This is a genomic window from Nocardioides litoris, assembly GCF_006346315.1.
In the GTDB taxonomy this organism is placed as follows: domain Bacteria; phylum Actinomycetota; class Actinomycetes; order Propionibacteriales; family Nocardioidaceae; genus Nocardioides; species Nocardioides litoris.
This window is the reverse complement of sequence record NZ_VDMR01000002.1, coordinates 610,946-631,446: the sequence shown is the minus strand read 5'-3', so window position 1 is coordinate 631,446 and position 20,501 is coordinate 610,946. Positions and strand designations below refer to the sequence as shown.

General features: G+C 74.2%; 20 protein-coding genes. 4 read left to right on the top strand and 16 right to left on the bottom strand.

The window, feature by feature from the left end; genetic code table 11:
- Positions 1-13: 13 nt before the first annotated feature.
- The 4 genes from FJQ57_RS11060 to pdhA form a co-directional block, all read right to left on the bottom strand.
- Entirely contained in the window at positions 14-1,576 is a 1,563-nt protein-coding gene (locus tag FJQ57_RS11060; RefSeq protein WP_139980128.1) for a serine/threonine-protein kinase, read from the bottom strand.
- Between the two features lie 126 nt (positions 1,577-1,702).
- A complete protein-coding gene (locus FJQ57_RS11055; RefSeq protein ID WP_139980126.1) occupies positions 1,703-3,169 on the bottom strand; it encodes a dihydrolipoamide acetyltransferase family protein in 1,467 nt (488 codons plus the stop codon).
- A 12-nt stretch (positions 3,170-3,181) separates the two neighbouring features.
- On the bottom strand, positions 3,182-4,195 hold the full coding sequence (locus FJQ57_RS11050) for an alpha-ketoacid dehydrogenase subunit beta (RefSeq protein WP_139980124.1): 1,014 nt from the start codon (positions 4,193-4,195) through the stop codon (positions 3,182-3,184).
- Positions 4,195-5,367 carry a pyruvate dehydrogenase (acetyl-transferring) E1 component subunit alpha gene (pdhA, locus tag FJQ57_RS11045; RefSeq protein WP_139980123.1) on the bottom strand — a complete coding sequence of 391 codons (1,173 nt, stop codon included), beginning with the start codon at positions 5,365-5,367 and terminating at the stop codon, positions 4,195-4,197. Before pdhA ends, FJQ57_RS11050 begins: the two co-directional genes overlap by 1 nt.
- Positions 5,368-5,543: 176 nt before the next feature.
- Between pdhA and FJQ57_RS11040 the strand changes: the two genes are divergently transcribed.
- Positions 5,544-6,005 (top strand): SRPBCC family protein, encoded by a 462-nt coding sequence (locus tag FJQ57_RS11040; RefSeq protein ID WP_139980121.1) that lies wholly within the window; start codon positions 5,544-5,546, stop codon positions 6,003-6,005.
- Between the two features lie 186 nt (positions 6,006-6,191).
- On the opposite strand, the gene FJQ57_RS11035 is transcribed toward FJQ57_RS11040, so the two are convergent.
- The 12 genes from FJQ57_RS11035 to FJQ57_RS10980 form a co-directional block, all read right to left on the bottom strand.
- Positions 6,192-7,112, bottom strand: a complete 921-nt coding sequence (locus FJQ57_RS11035) for a cation diffusion facilitator family transporter (protein WP_139980119.1) — start codon at positions 7,110-7,112, stop codon at positions 6,192-6,194.
- Positions 7,113-7,135: 23 nt separating this feature from the next.
- Positions 7,136-8,089: a glutathione S-transferase C-terminal domain-containing protein gene (locus tag FJQ57_RS11030; RefSeq protein WP_139980117.1), complete on the bottom strand. Its 954-nt coding sequence runs from the start codon at positions 8,087-8,089 to the stop codon at positions 7,136-7,138.
- A gap of 35 nt (positions 8,090-8,124) precedes the next feature.
- Complete coding sequence (locus tag FJQ57_RS11025; protein WP_170219384.1) at positions 8,125-9,108, bottom strand: Rv0361 family membrane protein; 984 nt, start codon at positions 9,106-9,108, stop codon at positions 8,125-8,127.
- 85 nt (positions 9,109-9,193) lie between these two features.
- Positions 9,194-10,186 (bottom strand): zinc-binding metallopeptidase family protein, encoded by a 993-nt coding sequence (locus tag FJQ57_RS11020; protein WP_139980114.1) that lies wholly within the window; start codon positions 10,184-10,186, stop codon positions 9,194-9,196.
- Positions 10,187-11,212, bottom strand: coding sequence for an Rv0361 family membrane protein (locus FJQ57_RS11015; protein ID WP_139980112.1), 1,026 nt, complete (start codon positions 11,210-11,212; stop codon positions 10,187-10,189). It lies immediately after the preceding gene.
- Positions 11,213-11,300: 88 nt separating this feature from the next.
- The gene (locus FJQ57_RS11010) at positions 11,301-11,894 is read right to left on the bottom strand and encodes a hypothetical protein (RefSeq protein WP_139980110.1); all 594 of its coding nucleotides are present in this window, start codon (positions 11,892-11,894) and stop codon (positions 11,301-11,303) included.
- Between the two features lie 8 nt (positions 11,895-11,902).
- Positions 11,903-12,796, bottom strand: a complete 894-nt coding sequence (locus tag FJQ57_RS11005) for a transglutaminase family protein (protein ID WP_139980109.1) — start codon at positions 12,794-12,796, stop codon at positions 11,903-11,905.
- The gene (locus tag FJQ57_RS11000; RefSeq protein ID WP_139980107.1) at positions 12,793-15,300 is read right to left on the bottom strand and encodes a circularly permuted type 2 ATP-grasp protein; all 2,508 of its coding nucleotides are present in this window, start codon (positions 15,298-15,300) and stop codon (positions 12,793-12,795) included. The genes FJQ57_RS11005 and FJQ57_RS11000 overlap by 4 nt, the downstream gene beginning before the upstream one ends.
- A gap of 118 nt (positions 15,301-15,418) precedes the next feature.
- The gene (gene hisC, locus FJQ57_RS10995) at positions 15,419-16,498 is read right to left on the bottom strand and encodes a histidinol-phosphate transaminase (protein ID WP_139980105.1); all 1,080 of its coding nucleotides are present in this window, start codon (positions 16,496-16,498) and stop codon (positions 15,419-15,421) included.
- A 10-nt stretch (positions 16,499-16,508) separates the two neighbouring features.
- On the bottom strand, positions 16,509-17,069 hold the full coding sequence (locus FJQ57_RS10990; protein WP_139980103.1) for a dihydrofolate reductase family protein: 561 nt from the start codon (positions 17,067-17,069) through the stop codon (positions 16,509-16,511).
- Positions 17,066-17,599 (bottom strand): VanZ family protein, encoded by a 534-nt coding sequence (locus tag FJQ57_RS10985; protein ID WP_139980101.1) that lies wholly within the window; start codon positions 17,597-17,599, stop codon positions 17,066-17,068. Before FJQ57_RS10985 ends, FJQ57_RS10990 begins: the two co-directional genes overlap by 4 nt.
- 94 nt (positions 17,600-17,693) lie before the next feature.
- Positions 17,694-18,587: a dimethylarginine dimethylaminohydrolase family protein gene (locus FJQ57_RS10980; protein ID WP_246081741.1), complete on the bottom strand. Its 894-nt coding sequence runs from the start codon at positions 18,585-18,587 to the stop codon at positions 17,694-17,696.
- 138 nt (positions 18,588-18,725) lie between these two features.
- Between FJQ57_RS10980 and FJQ57_RS10975 the strand changes: the two genes are divergently transcribed.
- The 3 genes from FJQ57_RS10975 (at position 18,726) to FJQ57_RS10965 (ending at position 20,500) form a co-directional block, all read left to right on the top strand.
- A complete protein-coding gene (locus tag FJQ57_RS10975; RefSeq protein WP_170219383.1) occupies positions 18,726-19,424 on the top strand; it encodes a GntR family transcriptional regulator in 699 nt (232 codons plus the stop codon).
- Between the two features lie 168 nt (positions 19,425-19,592).
- On the top strand, positions 19,593-19,994 hold the full coding sequence (locus tag FJQ57_RS10970; protein WP_139980097.1) for a phage holin family protein: 402 nt from the start codon (positions 19,593-19,595) through the stop codon (positions 19,992-19,994).
- Positions 19,991-20,500, top strand: coding sequence for a low molecular weight protein-tyrosine-phosphatase (locus tag FJQ57_RS10965; RefSeq protein ID WP_139980095.1), 510 nt, complete (start codon positions 19,991-19,993; stop codon positions 20,498-20,500). Before FJQ57_RS10970 ends, FJQ57_RS10965 begins: the two co-directional genes overlap by 4 nt.
- Position 20,501: the final 1 nt, after the last annotated feature.

Below are 20,501 nucleotides of genomic sequence, written 5' to 3'. Positions count from 1 at the left end.
CTGGACCCGACGCTCAGCCGGTCGACGGTGACGGCACCGAGCCGCCGACCCGGTCGGTGCAGGTGTCGGTGACGTCGGTCAGGGCCTGGAGCACCTCCAGGCTGTCGGCGACGTCGAAGTCGGGGTTGGGCGTCGAGGAGTCCTCGTTGTACTCGAGGTCGCGGGTCAGCAGGCCCGCGCCGATGAGCTTGTCGACGCCGACCGAGTTGACCAGCTCGTCGGCCAGGCAGCGCGAGCTCTCCTCGGTCGCCCCGGCCTGGGTGAGGAAGTTGTCGACCAGCGCGTCGGCCGCCTGCTGCTCGCGGGCGTCGAAGTCGTACTGCGGCGTGGCCTGGGTCGGGTCCTCGGTGGGGTCGGGGTCCTCCGAGGTGGGGTCGTCGGTGGGCGTCGGGTCGGTCGTGGTGGTGGTGGTGCGCGGGTCGTCGTCGCCGCGGTTGATGAGCACCGCCGCCAGCGCCGCGCCGCCCCCGAGCACGAGCACGAGCAGCACGGCGATGACCCAGCCGAGGCGACCGCCGCGTTGCGGCGGCGTCGGCCCCTCGTAGTGGGAGTGCTGGAAGGAGGCCTGCGGCGGGGCCGGCGGCACGAAGGTCGGCGCCGGCGGGGCCTGCCCGGGCGTCGGGGTGGGCGTCGGGGTGTGGACCGGCGGCGGGAACGACCACTGGTCGGAGACGGGCGCCGCGCCCTCGGCCGGGTGGACCGGCACCTGGTCGTCGGGCATCCGCACGACGCGCTTGAGGTCGTCGCGCATCGCCGCGGCCGTGGGGTAGCGCTGGGCGGGGTTCTTGGCCATCGCGGTGGCCAGCACCCGGTTGATCTCGAGCGCGAGCGGCCCGGTCGGCGCGAGCTGGGGCACCGGCTGCTCCATGTGGGCCATCACGACCTGGTACTGCGTGCCGCCGGCGTACGGCGCCTTGCCGCTGAGCGCGGCCCAGAGCAGGCAGCCGAGGGAGTAGATGTCGGAGGACGTGCCGGAGTCGCCGCCGGTGTGCAGCTCGGGGGCCATGTAGGACGGGGTGCCCACCGTGCCGCCGGCCTGGGTCAGCTGCGACTGGCCGACCTGGCGGGCGATGCCGAAGTCGCCGAGGTAGGCGAACAGCTGCTGGTCGCGGTTGCGCAGCAGCACGTTGGCCGGCTTGATGTCGCGGTGCACGAGGCCGGCCGCGTGGGCGTCGGCGAGGCCGTCGGCGACCTGGGACATGAGGTTGACCGCGATCCGGGCGGGGGGCCGACCGTGCTTGGCCAGCATCTGCCCGAGGTCGCCGTCGGGGATGAGCTGGGAGGCGATGTAGAGACGCCCGTCGGCCTCGCCGAAGCTGTAGACCTGCACCACGTGCGGGGAGTCGAGGGAGGCCTGCGCCTGCGCCTCGCGTCGGAACCGGGCCTGGAAGTCGGGGTCGTCGCCGATCTGCGGCGAGATGACCTTGAGCGCGACCTGCCGGTTGAGGCTGGTGTCGAGGGCCTGGTAGACGATGCCCATGCCGCCGGCCCCGAGCCGGCGTCCGAGGCGGAACGCCCCGAGCTGCGCGCCGGGCTCGTCGGCCCCGCGCGTCTGGTCGCCCCCCTCGCTGCCCATGGTCACGGGAGCCTATCTACCCAGGTCAGCCGCGGACATTCCCCCAACAGGCGGGCCGAGACCACGCTGACCCGTCGTCGGTCGACGACGGGCCAGCGTTGACGAGATGTGCCAGGAGCCGGGTGCTCAGAAGAGCAGTCCGCTGGCGGGGTCCTCGAGGATGCCGGCGACGTCGGCGAGGAAGCGCGAGCCCTTCTCGCCGTCGATGTGGCGGTGGTCGAACGACAGCGCCAGCGTGGTGACGTGGCGGGCCACGATGTCGTCGCCGACGACCCAGGGCTGCTTCTTGATGGCGCCGAAGCAGAGGATCGCGGACTCGCCGGGGTTGATGATCGGCGTGCCGGCGTCGACACCGAAGACACCGACGTTGGTGATGGTGAAGGTCCCGCCGGCCATCTCGGCGGGCTGGGTCCGGCCCTCGCGCGCGGTGGCGGTCAGCTCGCCCAGGGCGCCGGCGAGCTCGAGGAGCGAGAGCCGGTCGGCGTCCTTGACGTTGGGCACCACCAGGCCGCGCGGGGTGGCGGCGGCGATGCCGAGGTTGACGTAGTGCTTGAGGACCACCTCCTGGGAGTCCTCGTCCCACTCGGAGTTGATCTCCGGCGTGCGCCGGACGGCGAGCAGCACGGCCTTGGCCAGCACCAGCAGCGGGCTGACCTTGACGTCGCGGAACTCCCGGCGGGCCTTGAGCCGCTCGACCAGCTCGACGGTCGCGGTGGCGTCGATCGTCACCCACTCGGTGACGTGGGGGGCCGAGAAGGCCGAGCCGACCATGGCCTGGGCCATCATCTTGCGCACCCCCTTGACCGGCTCGCGGGTCTCGCGGACACCTCGGTCCTCGCGGGCCACGGGTCGCTCGGGGTGCGGGTCGTGGCCGCCGGCTGAGGTGACCCCCGCCGACCCGTCTGCCGCCGACGTGACGTCGTCACGGGTGATCGTGCCGCCCGGTCCGGTCGGGGCCAGGGTGGTCAGGTCGACGCCGAGGTCCTTGGCCAGCTTGCGCACCGGCGGCTTGGCCAGCACCCGCACGTCGGCGGCGGTGGGCCGGGCGGCCTGGGCCGGCACGGCGTCCTCGAGGTCCTCGGCCTCGACCATCGGCGAGGCCAGGCCGGTCTCGAACGCGCCCTGGGTCTGGATGTGGGTGGCCAGGGTGCCGGAGGCGACCTTGCGGGGTCGCCGGGTCGGGCCGCGGTCGGCCTTGGTGCGGCCGACCAGGCTCTCGCCCTCCCCGCCGCCCGAGGCGGCCGGGTTGGACAGGTCGATCTCCATCGGGGCCGCGGGCTCGGCCGGGGCCGGCTCGGTCGGGCGCACGTCGGGCGGCGTCGGGTCCTCGGTCGGCGCGGCCGGGCTCGCGGCCGGGCTGTCGGCGCCGATGCGGATGATCGGGGTGCCGACGTCGACGGTCTGGCCCTCCTCGACGAGCAGGGCGGTCACCTCACCGGCGTACGGCGAGGGCAGCTCGACGATGGACTTGGCCGTCTCGATCTCGACGACGATGTCGTTGATGGCGATGGTGTCGCCGACCTTGACCTTCCAGGCGACGATCTCGGCCTCGGTGAGGCCCTCGCCGACGTCGGGCAGGAGGTACTCGGGCATGCGGGGCCTTCCTCAGAACTCGAACGAGCGGTCGACGGCGTCGAGGACCCGGTCGAGGTCGGGGAGGAAGTCCTCCTCGATCCGCGAGGCCGGGTAGGGGGTGTCGAACCCGCCGACGCGCAGCACCGGGGCCTCGAGGGAGTAGAAGCACTCCTCGGTGATCCGGGCCGAGAGCTCCGAGCCGAGGCCGAGGTTGACGTGCGCCTCGTGGACGACGACGGCGCGGCCGGTGCGGCGCACGGAGTCGAGGACGGGGCCCATGTCGAGCGGGGACAGGGTGCGCAGGTCGATGACCTCGACCGAGCGGCCCTCGCCGGCGGCGGCCTCGGCGGCCCGCATGGCGGTCTTCACCGTCGGGCCGTAGGCCAGCAGCGTGAGGTCGGTGCCGGGCCGGACGATGCGCGAGGTGAACAGCGGCTCGGGCGTGGTGCTCTCGTCGAGCTCGGCCTTGTCGGCGTGGTACTGCCGCTTGGGCTCGAGGAAGATCACCGGGTCGTCGCAGGCGATGGCCTGCTGGATCATCCAGTAGCCGTCGACGGGGTTGGAGCAGGCCACGACCTTCAGGCCCGGGGTGTGCGCGAACTGCGCCTCCGGCGACTCGCTGTGGTGCTCCACGGCGCCGATGCCACCGCCGAACGGGATGCGGATGACGATCGGCATCGGGACCCGGCCCTTGGACCGGTAGTGGATCTTGGCGACCTGGCAGACGATCTGGTCGTAGGCGGGGTAGACGAACCCGTCGAACTGGATCTCCACCACCGGGCGGTAGCCGCGCATCGCCATGCCGACCGCGGTGCCGACGATGCCGGACTCGGCCAGCGGGGAGTCGATGACGCGGTCCTCGCCGAAGTCCTTCTGCAGGCCGTCGGTGATGCGGAAGACGCCGCCGAGCTTGCCGACGTCCTCGCCCATGAGCAGGACCTTGGGGTCGTCCTCCATGGCCTTGCGCAGGCCAAGGTTGAGGCCCTTGGCGAGCGTGATCTTCTGGGTCTGGCCCTGGGTCTGCGTCGTGGCTGTCGTGGCCATCAGTGGCTCCCCTCGAACGAGGCGAGGTAGGCCTCGTTGCCCTCGCGCTGCACCCGCAGCTCGTCGGTCTCCTCGGCGTACACGTGGGCGAACATCGCCGACGGCTTCGGGTCGGGCAGCGCCTTGCAGCCCTCGCGCAGGGTGTGGCCGAGCTCGTCGGCCTCGGCGGCGACCTCGGCCAGGAACGCGTCGTCGACCAGGCCGTTGCGGCGCAGGTAGACCTCCACGCGGGCGATCGGGTCCTTGAGCTTCCAGCTCTCGACGTCGTCGGAGAGGCGGTAGCGGGTGGGGTCGTCGGTCGTGGTGTGGGCGCCCATCCGGTAGGTGTAGGCCTCGACGAACGTCGGGCCCTGGCCGTCGCGGGCCCGCTGCAGCGCGGCCTGCGTGACGGCGTACGTCGCCAGGACGTCGTTGCCGTCGACGCGGACGCCGGGGAAGCCGAAGCCCAGCGCGCGCTGGTAGAGCGGGATGCGGCTCTGGCGCTCGATGGGCTCGGAGATGGCCCACTGGTTGTTCTGGCAGAAGAACACGACCGGGGCGTTGTAGGAGGCGGCGAAGATGAAGGCCTCGTTGACGTCACCCTGGCTGCTCGCGCCGTCGCCGAAGTGGGCGACGACCGCGGCGTCGCGGTCGGGGTCGCCGGTGCCGACGACGCCGTCGCGCTGCATCCCCATGGCGTAGCCGGTGGCGTGCAGGGTCTGGGCGCCGATGACGATCGTGTAGAGCCCGAAGTTGTGCTCGGCGGGGTCCCAGTCACCGTGGTCGCAGCCGCGGAAGAGGCCGAGCATCTTGAGCGGGTCGAGCCCGCGGCACCAGGCGACGCCGTGCTCGCGGTAGGTCGGGAAGACGAAGTCCTGGGGGCGCACCGCGCGGCCGCAGCCGATCTGGGCGGCCTCCTGACCGAGCAGCTGGGCCCAGATGCCGAGCTCGCCGTGGCGCTGCAGGGCGGTCGCCTCGACGTCGAGGCGGCGTACGAGCACCATGTCGCGGTAGAACCCGCGCAGCTGCTCGGCGGAGAAGTCGAGGTCGAACTCGGGGTGGTGCACCCGCTCGCCCTCCGGCGTCAGGAGCTGGACCAGCTCAGGGCCGCCGTCGCTGTGCCCGGGGCCGAAGACCTCCGCGAGGTCGGGACCGAAGGCGGTGCGGTCGGGGCTGTCGGGGGGTGCGTTCATCGCGTGCTCCTTGTCCTCGCCCGGGGGTCGCGGGGTCTCCGCTCCGGGGTGCTGCCAGGCCCTCGGCCGCGGGTCTCCGCAGGGGTGGCGCGGCTGTGACCCGTGACACATGGGGTGCGGCACCGAACCTACCGCCGGGTGGGCAACGGTCGCCAACCGAGCCCTACGGTCGGGGCATGGCTGGCTCGAAGACGTCGAAGAACCGCTCCGCCTCGACCGTGGTGGATGCCCCGGCATCGACGGTGTTCGCGATCCTGGCCGACCCACGGCAGCACCCGCGGATCGACGGTTCGGGCACGGTGAAGGCCTCGGCGGTCGACGGTCCCGAGCGCCTCGAGCTGGGCTCGCAGTTCGGCATGTCGATGAAGCAGGGCGCGCCGTACAAGATCAAGAACACCGTCGTCGAGCACGAGCCCGACCGGCTCATCGCCTGGCGGCACGTGGGCCTGCACCGCTGGCGCTACGAGCTGGAGCCGACCAACGGCGGCGGCACCAAGGTCACCGAGACCTGGGACCTCTCGCACTACCCGCTGCCCCTGCGCCTCGCACTGTCCGCCGGCTTCGGGTCGAAGACCCAGAAGGCCATCGAGGGCACGCTGGTCAAGCTCAAGGCCGCCGCCGAGGCCGACGCCGGGTGATGGTGGGCGCGGGAGAAACCGCGCAGAAGTGGGAGATTCTCCGGTTAACCGGAGTTTCTGCCGCCGGCGACTGACTCCTGGCACGGAACTCCCACTCCTGGTCGGTAGTTCCCGCACAGAAGTGGGAGATCCTCCGGTTAACCGGAGATTTTGCCGCCTCGGTACGGACGCAGCGACCCAATCAAGTCAGTGCAGCTCGCCCAGGTCCTCGTGGCTGCGGTGGGAGACGGGCTCGACCTGGAACGTCGCGTGCCGGACGTCGAAGTGCTCGGCCACGCAGGCGCACAGGTCGTCGAGGATCGCGCCGACGCCGCGCGCGGCCAGGGCCTCGTCGGTGACGGTGACGTGGGCCGAGAGGGAGGCCAGGCCGGAGGTGATGGTCCAGGCGTGCAGGTCGTGGACGTCGACGACGCCGGCGACGTGGCGCACGTGGTGCTCGACGGCCGTGAGGTCGAGGTCGTCGGGGGCGACCTCGAGCAGCACGGCGCCGGAGTCGCGGCACAGCACGACCGCGCGCGGGAGGATGAGGGCGGCGATGACGAGGGAGGCCACCGCGTCGGCGCGGTCCCACCCGGTGACCAGGACGACGATGCCGGCGGTCACCGCGAGCACCGAGCCGAGCAGGTCGGCCAGGACCTCGTTGAGCGCCCCGCGCATGTTGAGCGAGTCGCGGTCGCTGCGGGCCAGGACCGTCATGGAGACGCCGTTGGCGAGCAGGCCGACGGCGGCGAAGGCGATCATCGGGCCCGCGTCGACCGGCTCGGGGTCGGCCAGGCGGGTCAGGCCGGCCCAGGCGACGTACGCGCAGACCCCGAGGAGCACGACCGCGTTGAGCAGCGCGGCCAGCACCTCGGCGCGGTGGTAGCCGAAGGTCGAGCGGGGCCCGCCGGGCCGCGAGGCGAGGTACGACGCCCCCAGGGCCAGCACGACCGCGCCGGCGTCGGTGGCCATGTGGCCCGCGTCGGCGAGCAGGGCCAGCGAGCCCGTGGTGATCGCGCCGACGACCTCGACCACCATCACCGAGGCGGTGATCGCGAGCACCCAGCGCAGCCGGCGGCGGTCGGCCGCCCGTGACGCCGCGTGCCCGTGACCGTGCCCGTGTCCCACGGCGCCGAGCCTAGGCCGTGGGGTCAGCCGCGCCCGTGCGGCTCCTGCCAGACGGACGGGTCGGGGCCGACCGGCACCACGCCGGTGGGGTTGATGTCGCGGTGCACCGAGTAGTAGTGCGTCTTGATCTGGTCGAAGTCGATCGTCTCGCCGAAGCCGGGAGCCTGGAACAGGTCGCGGGCGTAGCCCCACAGGGCCGGCATCTCGGTCAGCTTCTGCCGGTTGCACTTGAAGTGGCCGTGGTAGACCGCGTCGAAGCGGGCCAGCGTGGTGAACAGCCGCACGTCGGCCTCGGTGATGGCGTCGCCCATGAGGTAGCGCCGGTCGGCCAGCCGCTCCTCCAACCAGTCCATCGTCACCCACAGCCGCTCGTACGCCGCCTCGTAGGCGTCCTGGGAGCCGGCGAAGCCGCAGCGGTAGACGCCGTTGTTGACCTCGGTGAAGACGCGCTCCATCACCTCCTCCATCTCCTCGCGCTGCGCGTCGGGCCACAGGTCGGGGGCGCCGTCGCGGTGGTGGTCGCGCCACTCGAAGAAGAAGTCGTGGGTGATCCACGGGAAGTCATTGGTGACGAGCTTGCCGGTCGACTCCTCGACCACCGCCGGGACGGTGATGCCGCGCGGGTAGTCGGGGAAGCGCCGGAAGTAGGCCTCCTGCAGCCGCTCCATGCCGAGCACGGGGTCGCGGCCGTCGGGGTCGAGGTCGAAGGTCCACGACCGCTCGTCGTGCGTGGGGCCGCACAGGCCGAGGGAGATGACGTCCTCGAGGCCGAGCAGGCCGCGCACGATGATGGCCCGGTTGGCCCAGGGGCAGGCCTTGGCCGCCACCAGCCGGTAGCGGCCCGGCTCGACCGGCCACAGCTCGCCCTCGACCGGCCCGTGCTCGGGCCGGCGGCCCTCACGCGTGATGCGGTCGGGCACGTAGTTCATGTCGCGGTCGAAGCCCCCGGCCTCGACGTAGGACCCGTTGTCAGCCATGGCGCCAACCTAGGGACGGCCCGGAGGTCCGGGAATCACCCCACCGCGAAGTTGATCCGCCAGTCGCCGTCCTCCTTGACGAGGTCGAACGACGAGCCGCTCTCGTTGGAGTCGGGGTTGTCGCACCCGGTGATCTCGTAGTCGACCGTGGCCGTGTCGCCGTCGACCTGCTCGTCGGTCACCTCGAGGTCACAGCCCTCGCCCTCGGCACTGGTGAAGCTCTCCCCGCTGTCCTCGCACTGCTTCTTGGCCTCGTCGACCGCGTCCTGGCGACCGTCGGCGTCGGTGCCGAGCGACTCGTTGCTGATCAGCTCCACGGTGTCGCAGTCCTGGTCGACCGCCCCGTCGAAGAAGTCCTCGACCGTCGCGGTCGGCGACGAGCCACCCCCGCGCAGGACCAGCACGAGCACCAGCACGAGCACGAGCACCGCGGCGGCCGCGCCGCCGATGATGGCGATCAGCTTGCCCCGGCCCTTGCCGCCGCCCGAGCCGCCGCCCTGGGGCGGGTACGGCGCACCCCAGCCGCTCTGGCCCGGCTGACCGCCCTGGCCCGGCTGGCCCGGCTGGCCCGGCTGGCCCGGGTAGCCCTGCGGGGCGCCGTAGCCCTGCTGGCCCGGCTGGCCCGGCTGGCCCGGCTGGCCCGGCTGCTGGCCCGGCTGTCCCCACGGCGGAGCCTGGCCCGTGCCCGCCGCTCCGCCCTGGGCGTACGACGACAGGTCGGGCCGGCTGCCGGGCGGCGCGATCCGGGTGGCGTCGGGGTCGTCGCTGCGGGGCTTGCCCAGCTGCGGACGGTCGCCACCGCCCGACGCGTCGGAGGGGCCCGCCTGGCCCGGCTGGCCGGAGCCACCGAACTGGGTCGGCTCGGCCGACGAGCCGCCCTGGCCGCCGGGCTGGTCACCCTGGCCGGGCTGGCCGCCGCCGACGGGCCGGGTGTGGTCGGTCCACTGGGAGCCGTCCCACCAGCGCTCGGAGCCCTGGCCGTCGTCGTACCAGCCGGGAGGGGTGCTGCCCTGGGTCATGTCGTCTCCTGTGGCGTCGGGGTCGGCGGCGGTCATCATGGCACCCGCGCGCCACCCCCGGCCTCCCCCGTGGGATCGGGACGGGTCAGCGGCGCGGCGGCAGGAGCCCCGCGACGAACTCGAGCTTGTCGAGCACGGGCGCCGGGATGACGAACGGGTAGAAGTCGTGCTTGCCCATGCTGCGGTTCATCTGGTTGAGCGCGATCGACAAGGGCGCCCACACCTCGGTGACGAGGTCACGGAAGCGGGTGCCGGCCGGCGTCGGCACGCCCACCAGCAGCCCGTAGGACCGGGCGGTCTCGACGCTGTCGGTGATGTGCAGGAAGTGCGCCCAGGTCTCGGCGAAGTCCTCGAACGGGTGCATCGTGGCGTAGGTCGAGATGTAGCGCTCGGCCCAGTCGGCCGGCGGGCCCTCGGCGTAGTGGCGGTCGATCTCGTCCTGGTAGCTCACCGTCTCGTCGCCGAACAGCATCCGGCACCGCGCCATCCGGCTCTCGCCGCGCACGAGCTGCCACTCGGCGTAGTGGCCGACCTCGTGGCGCAGGTGGCCGAGCATGGTGCGGTAGGGCTCGTCGAGGCTGGCCCGCACCTCCTCGCGGTGGGCGTCGTCGCTCTCGGCGAGGTCGATGGTGATGACCCCGTCGGCGTGCCCGATCGTGACGTCGTCGGAGACGCTGGAGAGCATGTCGAACCACAGGCCGCCCTCGGGGTCGCGGACCCGGTCGACCAGCCACCACCCCAGGCCGTCGAGCTCGGCGACGAGGTGCCGCTTGGCCGCTTCGGCGGCCGGGAACTGCTCCAGGCCCACCGCGTCGCCGTCAGCCGGCCGGGTGCGGGTCAGGTCGCAGGCCGAGCACTGCCCGCCGGGCCGCGGGGCCAGCCAGGTGCAGCCCGAGAGCCCGAGGTTGGTGCAGACCCACCACTTGACGCCGGTCGCGTCGGCGTACCGGCCCTGCTCGTCGACCGGCACGATCGCCTGCTCCTCGCGGGAGTAGCCGAGGGAGGTGCCGCAGGAGACGCAGACGGAGTTCTCGGCGTGCAGCGGGTTGCCGCAGACGCGGCAGCGGAACGCCTTCACTCAGCCCGCCGGGGGCGAGAGCGACTCGAGCTCCTCGAGCTGGGACTCCAGGTCCTCGAGGTACTGGTCGGGGTTCTCGGGGTCGAACGACGGCACGTCGCCGGGGTCGAAGCTCGGCAGGTCGCTCGGGTCGAACGACGGCACCTCGCCGGGGTCGACGCTCGGCGCCTCGGCCGACGGCGCCTCGGCGCTCGGGTCGGACCCGGCGGCACCGAAGCCGATGTCGGAGATCTTCCAGGCACCGTCGACCTTCTCCAGCTCGTACTCGGCGGTCGAGGACTGCCCCTGGAAGGTGGTGGTGACCGGGACGGTGGCGGAGTCGCCGTCGACCTCGGCGTCACCGACCTCCTGCTGGACGTCGGAGCTGTCGAAGCCCTCGGGGGCCTCCTGGTCGAGGCCGGTCTCGCAGTCGGCCTCCTCGAAGTCCGAGGCGGCCGCGCCGGTCAGCAGGTCCTTGACCGCGCCGCAGTCCTGGTCCTCCACCGCGGCGACCAGCGCGAGGACGGTGTCGCGGGGGTCGTCCTCCGACGCGCTCTTGTCGCCGCCCCCGCCCAGGGTGACGGCGAGCACGACGCCGATGATGACCAGCGCGAGCACCCCACCGACGATGCCGATGATCAGGCCGGTCTTCTTCTTGGGCGGCTGCTGCCCGTAGCCGTGCGGACCCTGCTGCCCGTACCCCTGCTGGCCATACCCCTGCTGGCCATACCCCTGCTGGCCGTAGCCCGGGCCCCCGTACGGCGACCCCTGCTGTCCGTAGCCCTGCTGTCCGTAGCCCTGCTGTCCGTAGCCCTGCTGCCCGTAGCCGGGGCCGCCGTACGGCGAGCCCTGCTGGCCGCCCTGCTGCTGGCCGTAGCCCTGCTGCCCGTAGCCCTGCTGGGGCTGCTGGGGCAGCGGTTGGGTCGGGGTCGGCCCGCCCTGGCCGGCACCGGGCCCCTGGCCCGGGGGCGCCCACTGGGAGCCGTCCCACCAGCGGCGTCCGCCCTGGCCGTCGTCGTACCAGCCGGGCGGGGTGGTGTTGCTCATCTGGGTTCTCCTGGGTGGGGCGGGTCGTGGGGTACGGGGGTCCAGCCTGCCCAGGCGCACCGGGACGACACCTCGCCCCCGCGGGGGATCAGGACGGGCTGGCCGACGGGCTGGCCGACGGGCTGGCCGAGGGGCTGGCCGAGGGGCTGGTCGTGCCGGCGAGCGCCTCGAGGGCCTGGCGCAGGGCCGGGGCGTCGGCGGTGCGGGCGGCGTGGGCGACGAGGTTGCCGGCGAGCAGCACCGTGGGGTCGCTCGCCCGGGCGGAGGAGGGCAGCACGTCGCGGTCGGCGGCGGCGAAGACAGCGGCCCCGGAGGGGTCGGCGAAGACGAGGACGACGCGGCGGGCGCCGGCGCGGACCACCGAGACCAGCCCGGCGACGGCCTCGGGCGAGAGCGCGAGCTCGTCGTCGGGGACGTCGGTGGCACGGGCGTCGGTGGCGTCGTCGACCCCGGCGTCGCCCAGCGCGGCGACGACGGCGGCCCCGTCGGCGTCGGCCGGGGTGGAGGCGGCGACGACCTCGACGTCGGCCTCGGCGAGTGCCGGGCCCTGGCCGGCGAGCGGCACGGCCTGGGCGCCGTCGTCGAGCGGGGGCGGGGGCTCGTCGTTGCCACAGCCGGTCAGCAGCACGGCCGCGACCACGATCCCGGCCCACCATCGACGCACGCGCACGACCTCCACCACGCCCGCCATCATGCTGCACCGGTCCAGGGCCCGACGGGGGCGACGTCGACCGCGACCTCCAGCGTCGAGCGGCGGGCCTCGGTGACGATGACGCCCTTGAGCGGCGGCACGTCGCCGTAGTCGCGTCCCCAGGCCACCGTCACGTGGCGGTCGCCGACCACCGTGTCGTTGGTCGGGTCGACGGCCAGCCATGTGTCGTCGCCGAGCCAGACCTCGACCCAGGCGTGGCTGGCGTCGGCGCCGACGAGGCGCGGCTGCCCGGGCGGGGGCTCGGTGGCGAGGTAGCCGGAGACGTAGCGTGCAGCCAGCCCGTGCGCGCGCAGGCCGGCGAGCACGAGGTGGGCGAAGTCCTGGCACACCCCGGCCCGCCGGGCGAACGTGTCGACCACCGTGGACGTCACGGTGGTCGCGGTCTTGTCGTAGTCGAGGTCGGCGTGCACGCGGTGCGCGAGGTCGGTGACCACCTCGCCGACGGGCCGGCCGGGCACCAGCGACGCGGCGGCGTACGCCGTCACGCCGGGGTCGTGGTCGACGAGCGGCGAGGGCAGCGCGAGGTCGGTGGCCGCCCAGGCGCCTGGCCGGGCCGGGTCGCGCAGCGGTCGCAGGTCCTCCCAGGGCGTGGCCAGGGCGTCGGGCGGCAGGACGGGCGCGGTCACCTCGACCTCGCCCGCGCCCTCGACGACGAGGGTGTCGTGCGGCTCGGTGACCTGGAAGTAGGTGACGTGGTTGCCGAGGTGGTCGAGGTCGTGGGTCACGTCGCCCGGGCGCGGCGCCACCGTGACGGCGTACGACGCCACCGACTGCCACGGCAGCGAGCGCGGCACGAGGTGGGCCTGGCCGATCGAGTCGGTGACCGGCGCGTCGTAGGTGTAGGTGGTCGTGTGGCGCACGCGGTACCTCACGGCGCCACCGCCTCGAGGTCGGGGCCGGGCGGGGCCAGGGCGCCGAGCGGCTGCGGGGCGGGTCCGCTGGTGAGGTGGACCTCGGCCACGGCCTCGGCGAGGCGGGTGAGCCGGTCGGTGGTCTCGGCGAGGAAGCGGACGAGGTGGGGCCGCGACTCGCCGCCGATGGCCACGAGGCCGGCGACGTCGACCGCCGCGACGTCGGCGCGCAGGTCCTCGGCCAGCCGCTCGGGCCGGCTGGACCCGGTGGAGGCGGGCAGCGCGGCCAGGTGCTCGGCGACGCGGTCGAGGGCGAAGGCGGTCGAGCGCGGGTTGTCGCGGTCGGTGAGGAGGAGCTCGAGCACGCCGCCGGGGCGGACCGACCCGCGGTACCGGCGGCGGTGGGTGACGGCGCTCTCGGCGGCGGCGAGCACGGCGGAGAGGACCTCGCGGTCGACGTCGATGCCGCGCCGCACGGTCGTGGTGGCGGCCAGCAGGTGGCAGACCTGCAGGCTGCGCTCGAGGTGGCGGCCGACGCCGATCATGTGCCAGCCAGGGTCGCGCACCATGTTGGCGGTGACGCCCTGCAGGGCCAGGGTGCCGGTGAGCATCCGGACCGCGGACTCGGCGACCTGGTGGCTGTGGCCGCTGCCCCGCAGCACCTCGGCGGCCCGGTCGGCGCCCCCGAGGGCGCGCCACACGTCGAGGGAGAGCTGGTCGCGCACCCCGTTGGCCGCGCCACGCAGGCCGTCGAGGGCGTGGGCGACCGACCCGGCGCGGTGCGGGTCGAGCAGCACCGAGCGGAACTCCGCGTCGAGGTCGCCCTCGGCCAGCGGCCCCGGTCCGGCCAGCCGGGACACCGCGCCGAGCAGCACCTCGAGCACGGTCGCGCCGGTCGTGCGGGGCCGGTCGCGGAAGTCCTCGGCCAGGGCGTGCGCGGCGAGGACCAGCCGCAGCAGGTCCTCGGCCCGCTCGGCGTACCGGCCGACCCACCAGAGGTCCTCCAGCACGCGCGGGAGCGCGCCGGTGCCGGCCCGGCTCGGGCCGGCGGTCATCGGGAGGACGTCGACGATGCCCTGGTCGGGGTCGCGGGGCTCGGCCTTGAGCACCCACACGTCGCGGCTGCCGACGCTGACGCCGTCCTCGACGGTGCTGGCCAGGCCGCCGGCGAGCGGGCGGTAGGCCGAGCCGTAGCGCAGGGTGAAGGCCCGCAGGGTCAGCGGCCGCGCGACCGCGGCCCCGGCCTCCCACGCGGGCGACTGCGACAGCGCGAGGCGCTCCTGGCCGACGTACTTGTGGGGCTCGGCGAGCAGCCGCTCGACGAGGGTCTCGCGACGCAGGCCGCTGAGGTCGACCGCGGGGCCGTCGAGCCGGCGCACGGCGAGGGCGTCGAGGCGGTCGAGGACGTGCTCGAGCCCGCCGGGCTCGCCGCACCACCAGGTCGCGACCGACGGCAGCCGCAGCGGCTCGCCGAGCAGCGCCTCGCAGACGGCGGGGAGGTAGGCGAGGAGGGCGGGGTTCTCCAGGGCGCCGGCGCCGAGGCCGTTGACCACCCGCACGCGGCCGCGGCGGACGGCCTCGGTCAGGCCGGCGACGCCGAGCCGCGACTCGCCCCGCAGCTCGAGCGGGTCGGCCCACGCGGCGTCCACGCGGCGCAGCACGACGTCGACGCGCTCCAGGCGCCCCGGCACCCGCATCTGCAGCCACCCGTCGCGGACCACCAGGTCGCTGCCCTGCACCAGCGGGAAGCCCAGGGCCGAGGCGAGCGCCGCCTGGTCGTACGCCGTCTCGGAGTGGTGCCCCGGGGAGAGGACGACGACCCGCGGGTCGGCGAGGTCGCCCGGCGCGGACTGCAGCAGCGCGGAGCGGAGCGCGCTGACGAACGGCGCCATCCGGTGCGGCACGGCCTGGCGGTAGAGCTCGGGCTGGACGCGGGAGACGACGCGGCGGTTCTCCATCGCGTAGCCCAGGCCCGACGGCGCCTGCGCCCGGTCCGCCAGCACCCGCCACTCGCCGCGGTGGTCGCGGCCGAGGTCGGTGGCGGCCAGCACGAGCGGGCGGGGGTCGGTGGCCGAGGCGCGGGCGACGACGCGCAGGTAGCCGGGGTGGCCGAGCACCGCGGCCGCCGGGACGACGCGCTCGGCGAGCAGCCGGCGGGGGCCGTAGAGGTCGGCCAGCACGGCGTTGAGCAGCTCGGCGCGCTGGGCCAGCCCGACCTCGAGCGGCGCCCACTGCGCGGCGTCGAGCACCAACGGCACGGGGTCGAGGCGCCACCGGCCGGCGCGCTCGCCGGGGCGGGTGTAGGTGACGCCGTCGTCCTCCAGCGCGCGGGCGATCTCGTCGGCCACCCGCTGCAGGTCGCGCCCGGTCGCCCCGACCGCCGTCTCGGCCAGCGCCTTCCAGCCCGGCCGCAGCGCGCCGTCGGGGCCGACGACCTCGTCGTAGCGCGGGCCGCTGGCTGGTCCCACGCTGCCGTCGAGGGTCGGCTGCGCCACCCCCGCGGCGTACTCGCGCAGGACCGTCACGGGGAGCACCCTGTCACGGCGGGGACTCCTGGCATGCAACTCCCTGTTCGCCGCACTACCCCTGCGGTAGACCGCGGGGGTAGTGCCGCGAACACGGGGTTGCAGCCCCGAGCCGCGCTCAGCCCGCGAACGCGCGAGCGACCCCGAGCAGCCGGTCGTTGCCCTCGATCTCGCCGATGCTGACCCGGGCGCCCTCGCCTGCGAACGGGCGGACGGTGATGCCGGCCTCGTCGGCAGCGGCGGCGAAGTCGGCCGTGCGGTCACCGAGGACGAACCAGACGAAGTTGCCCTGGGGCTCGGGGACGTCCCAGCCGGCCTCGCGCAGGCCGGCCACGACCCGGTCGCGCTCGGCGACGAGGTCGCCGACCCGGGCCAGCAGCTCGTCCTCGGCCTCGAGGGAGGCGATGGCCGCGGCCTGCGCCACCGCCGAGACGCCGAAGGGCAGGGAGACCGCGCGCAGGGCGGAGGCGATGGGCTCCTGGGCGACGGCGTACCCGACCCGGAAGCCGGCGAGGCCGTAGGCCTTGGAGAAGGTGCGGAAGAGCACGACGTTGGGGTGGCGGCGGTAGGTCGCGAGGCCGTCGACGGCGTCGTCCATGCGCACGAACTCGAGGTAGGCCTCGTCGACCACCGCCACCACGTGCGCAGGCACGGCGGCCAGGAACGCGTCGAGCTCGGCCTGGGTGACCGCGGGGCCGGTGGGGTTGTTGGGAGTGCAGACCATGACGATGCGGGTGCGGTCGGTGATCGCGGCCAGCATCGCGTCGAGGTCGTGGCGGCCGTCGGCGGTCACCGGCACCTTGACCGACTCGGCCCCGGCAGCGGTGACGGCGATCGGGTAGGCCTCGAACGAGCGCCAGGCGTAGACGACCTCGTCACCGGGCGCGCAGAAGGCGTTGACGAGCTGGTAGATCAGCGCGACCGAGCCGGTGGCCACGGCGAGGTCGGTCGCCGGCACGCCCAGGCGGGTCGCGAGGGCGTCGTACAGGGCGGTGCTGCCCATGTCGGGGTAGCGGTTCATCACCGCGACGGCGCGGGTGGCGGCGTCGACGACGCCGGGCAAAGGCGGGTAGGGGTTCTCGTTGCTCGACAGCTTGTACGCCGTCATGCCCGGTCGGACCGTCGGCGGCTTGCCGGCGACGTAGGCCGGGATGGCGAGGACGTTGGGGCGCGGCTGCGGCGACGACGGGGTGCCCATGCCCCGCAGGCTAGCGAGCGGCGTAGGTGAGCAGGGCCTGGCCACTGGCGAAGGAGCGGGCCTCGAGCAGCCGCAGGTCGCGTCGGCGGCCGTCGGGGAACAGCCGACGGCCGCGGCCCTGGACGACGGGGTAGACCCAGAGCCGGTACTCGTCGACGAGGTCGGCCTCGATGAGGGTCGGGAGCAACGACAGGGAGCCGGTGCAGACGATGTCGCGACCCTCGGACTCCTTGAGCGCGCGGATCTCCTCGACGACGTCGCCGCGGAGGGCGGTGGCGCCGGCCCAGTCGAGGTCGCCGTCGGCGAGCGTCGAGGTGACGACGTGCTTGCGCACCCGGTCGAGGTGGTCGGAGACGCCCGTGACGTCACCCTCGAGGTCGCGCCAGTAGCCGCGCATGTCGGTGAAGGTCCGGCGACCGACGAGCAGGGCGTCGGAGGCGTCGCGCTGGCGGCGGTGCTCGGCGAGGAACGCCCCGTCGTCGGCCTGGGCCTGGTCGTCGAACCAGTCGTCGAGCATCTCGACGCGCCCGTCGACGGTGGTGTTCTGGGTGATCACGAGCGTGCGGGTCATGCCGGGTACCGACTCCGCCAGGGCCGGAAGATCATCGCCAGCGGGATCCCGACCAGCACGCCCAGGCCCGCGCCGCTGACGTTGTCGATGATGTCGGTGACGTCGCAGGCGCGGTCGATGCGGGCCAGCTCGAGCTGGGTCCACTCGATGCCGACGCTGTACGCCGCCAGCGCGAGCAGGCCCACCGGCACCGTGACGATGGTGGCCGCCCGCCACCGCGCGGCGGCGACGACGAGCAGGGCGCCGGCCGGCACGAAGACGGCGAGGTTGAGCAGCCGCTGGCCGCCGGAGAAGATCCAGAACCCGTCGGGCGCCGGCCCACCGATGTCCCACGAGCACGTCTCGAGCCGGCCCTCGGCCGGCACGATCCCGGGCGCGCCGTTGGCCGGGATCAGCGTGAGGATGCCGATGACCACGACCGTCCAGAGCAGCCCGCCGACGGCGTACGCCGCCACGAGGCCGAGCCGGCGCCGCAGGGCGGCAGCGAGGAGCAGGCACACCAGTCCCGAGAGCACGACTCCGGCGAGCATGACGCCCACCCCACCGACCGGGAACACGTGGACCGAGGGTAGCGAGGGGGTCCGACACCCCGGACGAGGGCCGGTGCGGGGGTCGGCGCGGGGGTCAGGCCGGGGGCAGCAGGACCTCGCCGCCGGCGACGGCGGGCAGGTCGCGGCCGATGGTGACGTCGACCGGGTTGGTCAGGCAGCGGATCGAGCCGCCGCCCTTGTGGAACTCCGAGACGTCGACGACGACGACCTCGAAGCCCCACTCCTCCAGCTGCGCGCGCACCCGGTCGGGGCAGGCGGGCATGACGACGGTGCGGCCGACGACGACCGAGTTGGCGCAGAACGTGGTCAGCGCCTCCTCCTCGGTCAGCACCAGCGGCTCGGGCACGATCGCCAGCAGCGCCTCGGCGGAGGCGTCGTCGAGGGCGGAGGGGCACACCATGGCCCGGCGGTCGTCGAGCGGGCAGAACGCCAGGTCGAGGTGGTACATGCCGGGGTGGGTGATGCGGACACCGCGCACCCGGACGCCGAGGTCGGTGGCGAGGTGCTTGAGCGCGAGCTCCTCGGTGCGCGGGCCGTAGCCGACGACGAGGCCGTCGCCCCAGGCGAAGGCGTCACCAGCCTCGAGGTGGGCGCCGACGCCGTCGCGGCCGACCGTGGAGGTGGTGGAGCCCTGCTCGGCGAACCAGGGCTGGGCGGAGCGGGTCTCCATCCGGCGCTCCGCGTACCGCATGTGCGACATCACGACGTGGCGCTCGCCGGACTCGCGCACGACGCCGAGGCCGAGGTTCATCGCGTAGACCATGTCGGGGGCGTCGGAGCGCTGCGGGAGCACGTCGACGGTGGCGCCGAGGTCGCGCAGCGTGCCGACCATGTCGTGCCACTGCCGCCAGGCCAGCGCGCGGTCGGGCTGGACCGCGGGGTCCATGAACGGGTTGATGACGTACTCCACACGGAAGTGCGTCGGCTCCACGGCGACGTAGTGGCGGCCCCAGCCCAGCTCGGTCAACCCGGTCTCCCCTCGGTGCAGGTCCTGCTCGATTGTCAGACAATCTGACAAGACCATGATGGCGCGCAACCGGCCTCGGGGCAAGTGCGCGGCCCCGTACGCCGTCCGGCGGCCCCGCGGATCGGCATGATGTCCCCCATGACCACGTCCGGGAGCACCGCCGCGGAGACCACCGCGGGCTACCCGACGCTGCGCGTGGAGCACGTCTCGACCGTCGAGCGCGCGGCCGAGGAACTGCGCCGGGCCATCTTCGAGGGCGAGATCGAGAGCGGGACGCCGCTGCGCGAGGTGGCCCTGGCCGACAGCCTCGGCGTCTCCCGGCCGACCATCCGCGAGGCGCTCGGCGTGCTCGTCGCGGAAGGCCTCGCCGTCCGCGAGCCGCACCGGGGCGTCCACGTGGTCCGGCCCGAGCGCGCGCTGGTGCACGACGTCTGCGCCGCACGCTGGGTGCTCGAGGGCGCCGGCGTCGCCCGCTGGCGCGAGGCCACCGAGGAGCAGCGCCAGCACGTGCGCACCTCGCTGCGCACCTACACCGATGCCGTCCGGGCCGAGGGCACCTACCAGGAGCTCAACTCCCTGCACCTCGCCTTCCACGTCTCCCTCGTCGGCCTCGCCGGCAGCCCGCGCCTGGTCGCGATGGCCGAGAACCTCGTCCTCGAGCTCAAGCTGGCCCTCGCCCAGGTCGAGCGGATCGCCCGCAACGCCCACGACCAGGCCGACACCCACGTCGCGCTCGTCCAGCTGCTCGAGGACGGCGACGTCGACGCCGCGACGGCGTTCCTCAAGACCCACCTCGAGGACGCCGAGGCCGAGATCGTCGACGCGCTGGGGCTCTAGCCGGGCTCCCGCCGAACCGCCGCCGGGCCGCCTCCGGGCCACGCGCGGGCGGTCGGGTGGTCGGGCGGCCGTCATACGACCAGGCCGCCAGGACGACCGGCTCGGACGATGCCTGACCGTCGCACCGGCCCGACAGCCCCCTCCCCCGCGACTGCCATGCTCGACGGCATGCGGATCATCCTGCGGCTGCTCACCACGGCGCTCGGCCTCGCGGCGGCGGCGTGGCTGCTCGACGGCATCGCGTTCCCGGGCGGGCCGCGGGAGGGGTGGCCGATGGTGCGCGAGGACCTCGTGCCGCTGCTGCTCGTCGCCGCGATCCTCGGCCTGGTCACCGCAGTGGTGAAGCCGGTGGTGACGCTGCTGTCGTTCCCGCTCGTGATCCTCACGCTGGGGCTGTTCCTGCTCGTCATCAACGCCGCGATGCTGCTGCTGACCGGGGCGGTGGCCGACGCGCTCGACATCCGGTTCCGCGTCGACGGGTTCTGGAGCGCCTTCGGCGGGTCGATCATCATCACGGTCGTGACGTGGGTCGTCGACGGTCTTGTCGGCGACGCGGACGACCGCCGATGACCGCCCACGCCGCCCCCGGCCCCGCGCTGCCCGCGCCCCGCGAGCCCGGCCGCTACCGCGTCGGCATGGTCTGCCTCGGCAACATCTGCCGCTCCCCCGTCGCCGACACGGTCCTGCGGGCCAAGGTCGCCGAGGCCGGGCTCGACGACCGCGTCGAGGTCGACAGCTGCGGCACCGGCGGCTGGCACGTCGGCGACCCGATGGACGAGCGGGCCGCGGCCAGCCTCGCCGCCGCCGGGTACGACGGCAGCCGCCACCGCGCGCAGCAGTGGGCCGAGCGCTGGCTCGACGACCACGACCTGCTGCTGGCCATGGACGCGGCCAACCTGCGCGACGTCGGCGGCCGCACCGACCGGGTGTGGCTGCTGCGCGACCTCGACCCCGCGGGCCCCGGCGACGTGCCCGACCCGTACTACGGTGGCGACGACGGCTTCCGGGAGGTGCTGGCCATGGTCGAGCGGTGCTGCGACGTGCTGGTCGCCGGCCTCGACGAGCTGCTGGCCTGAG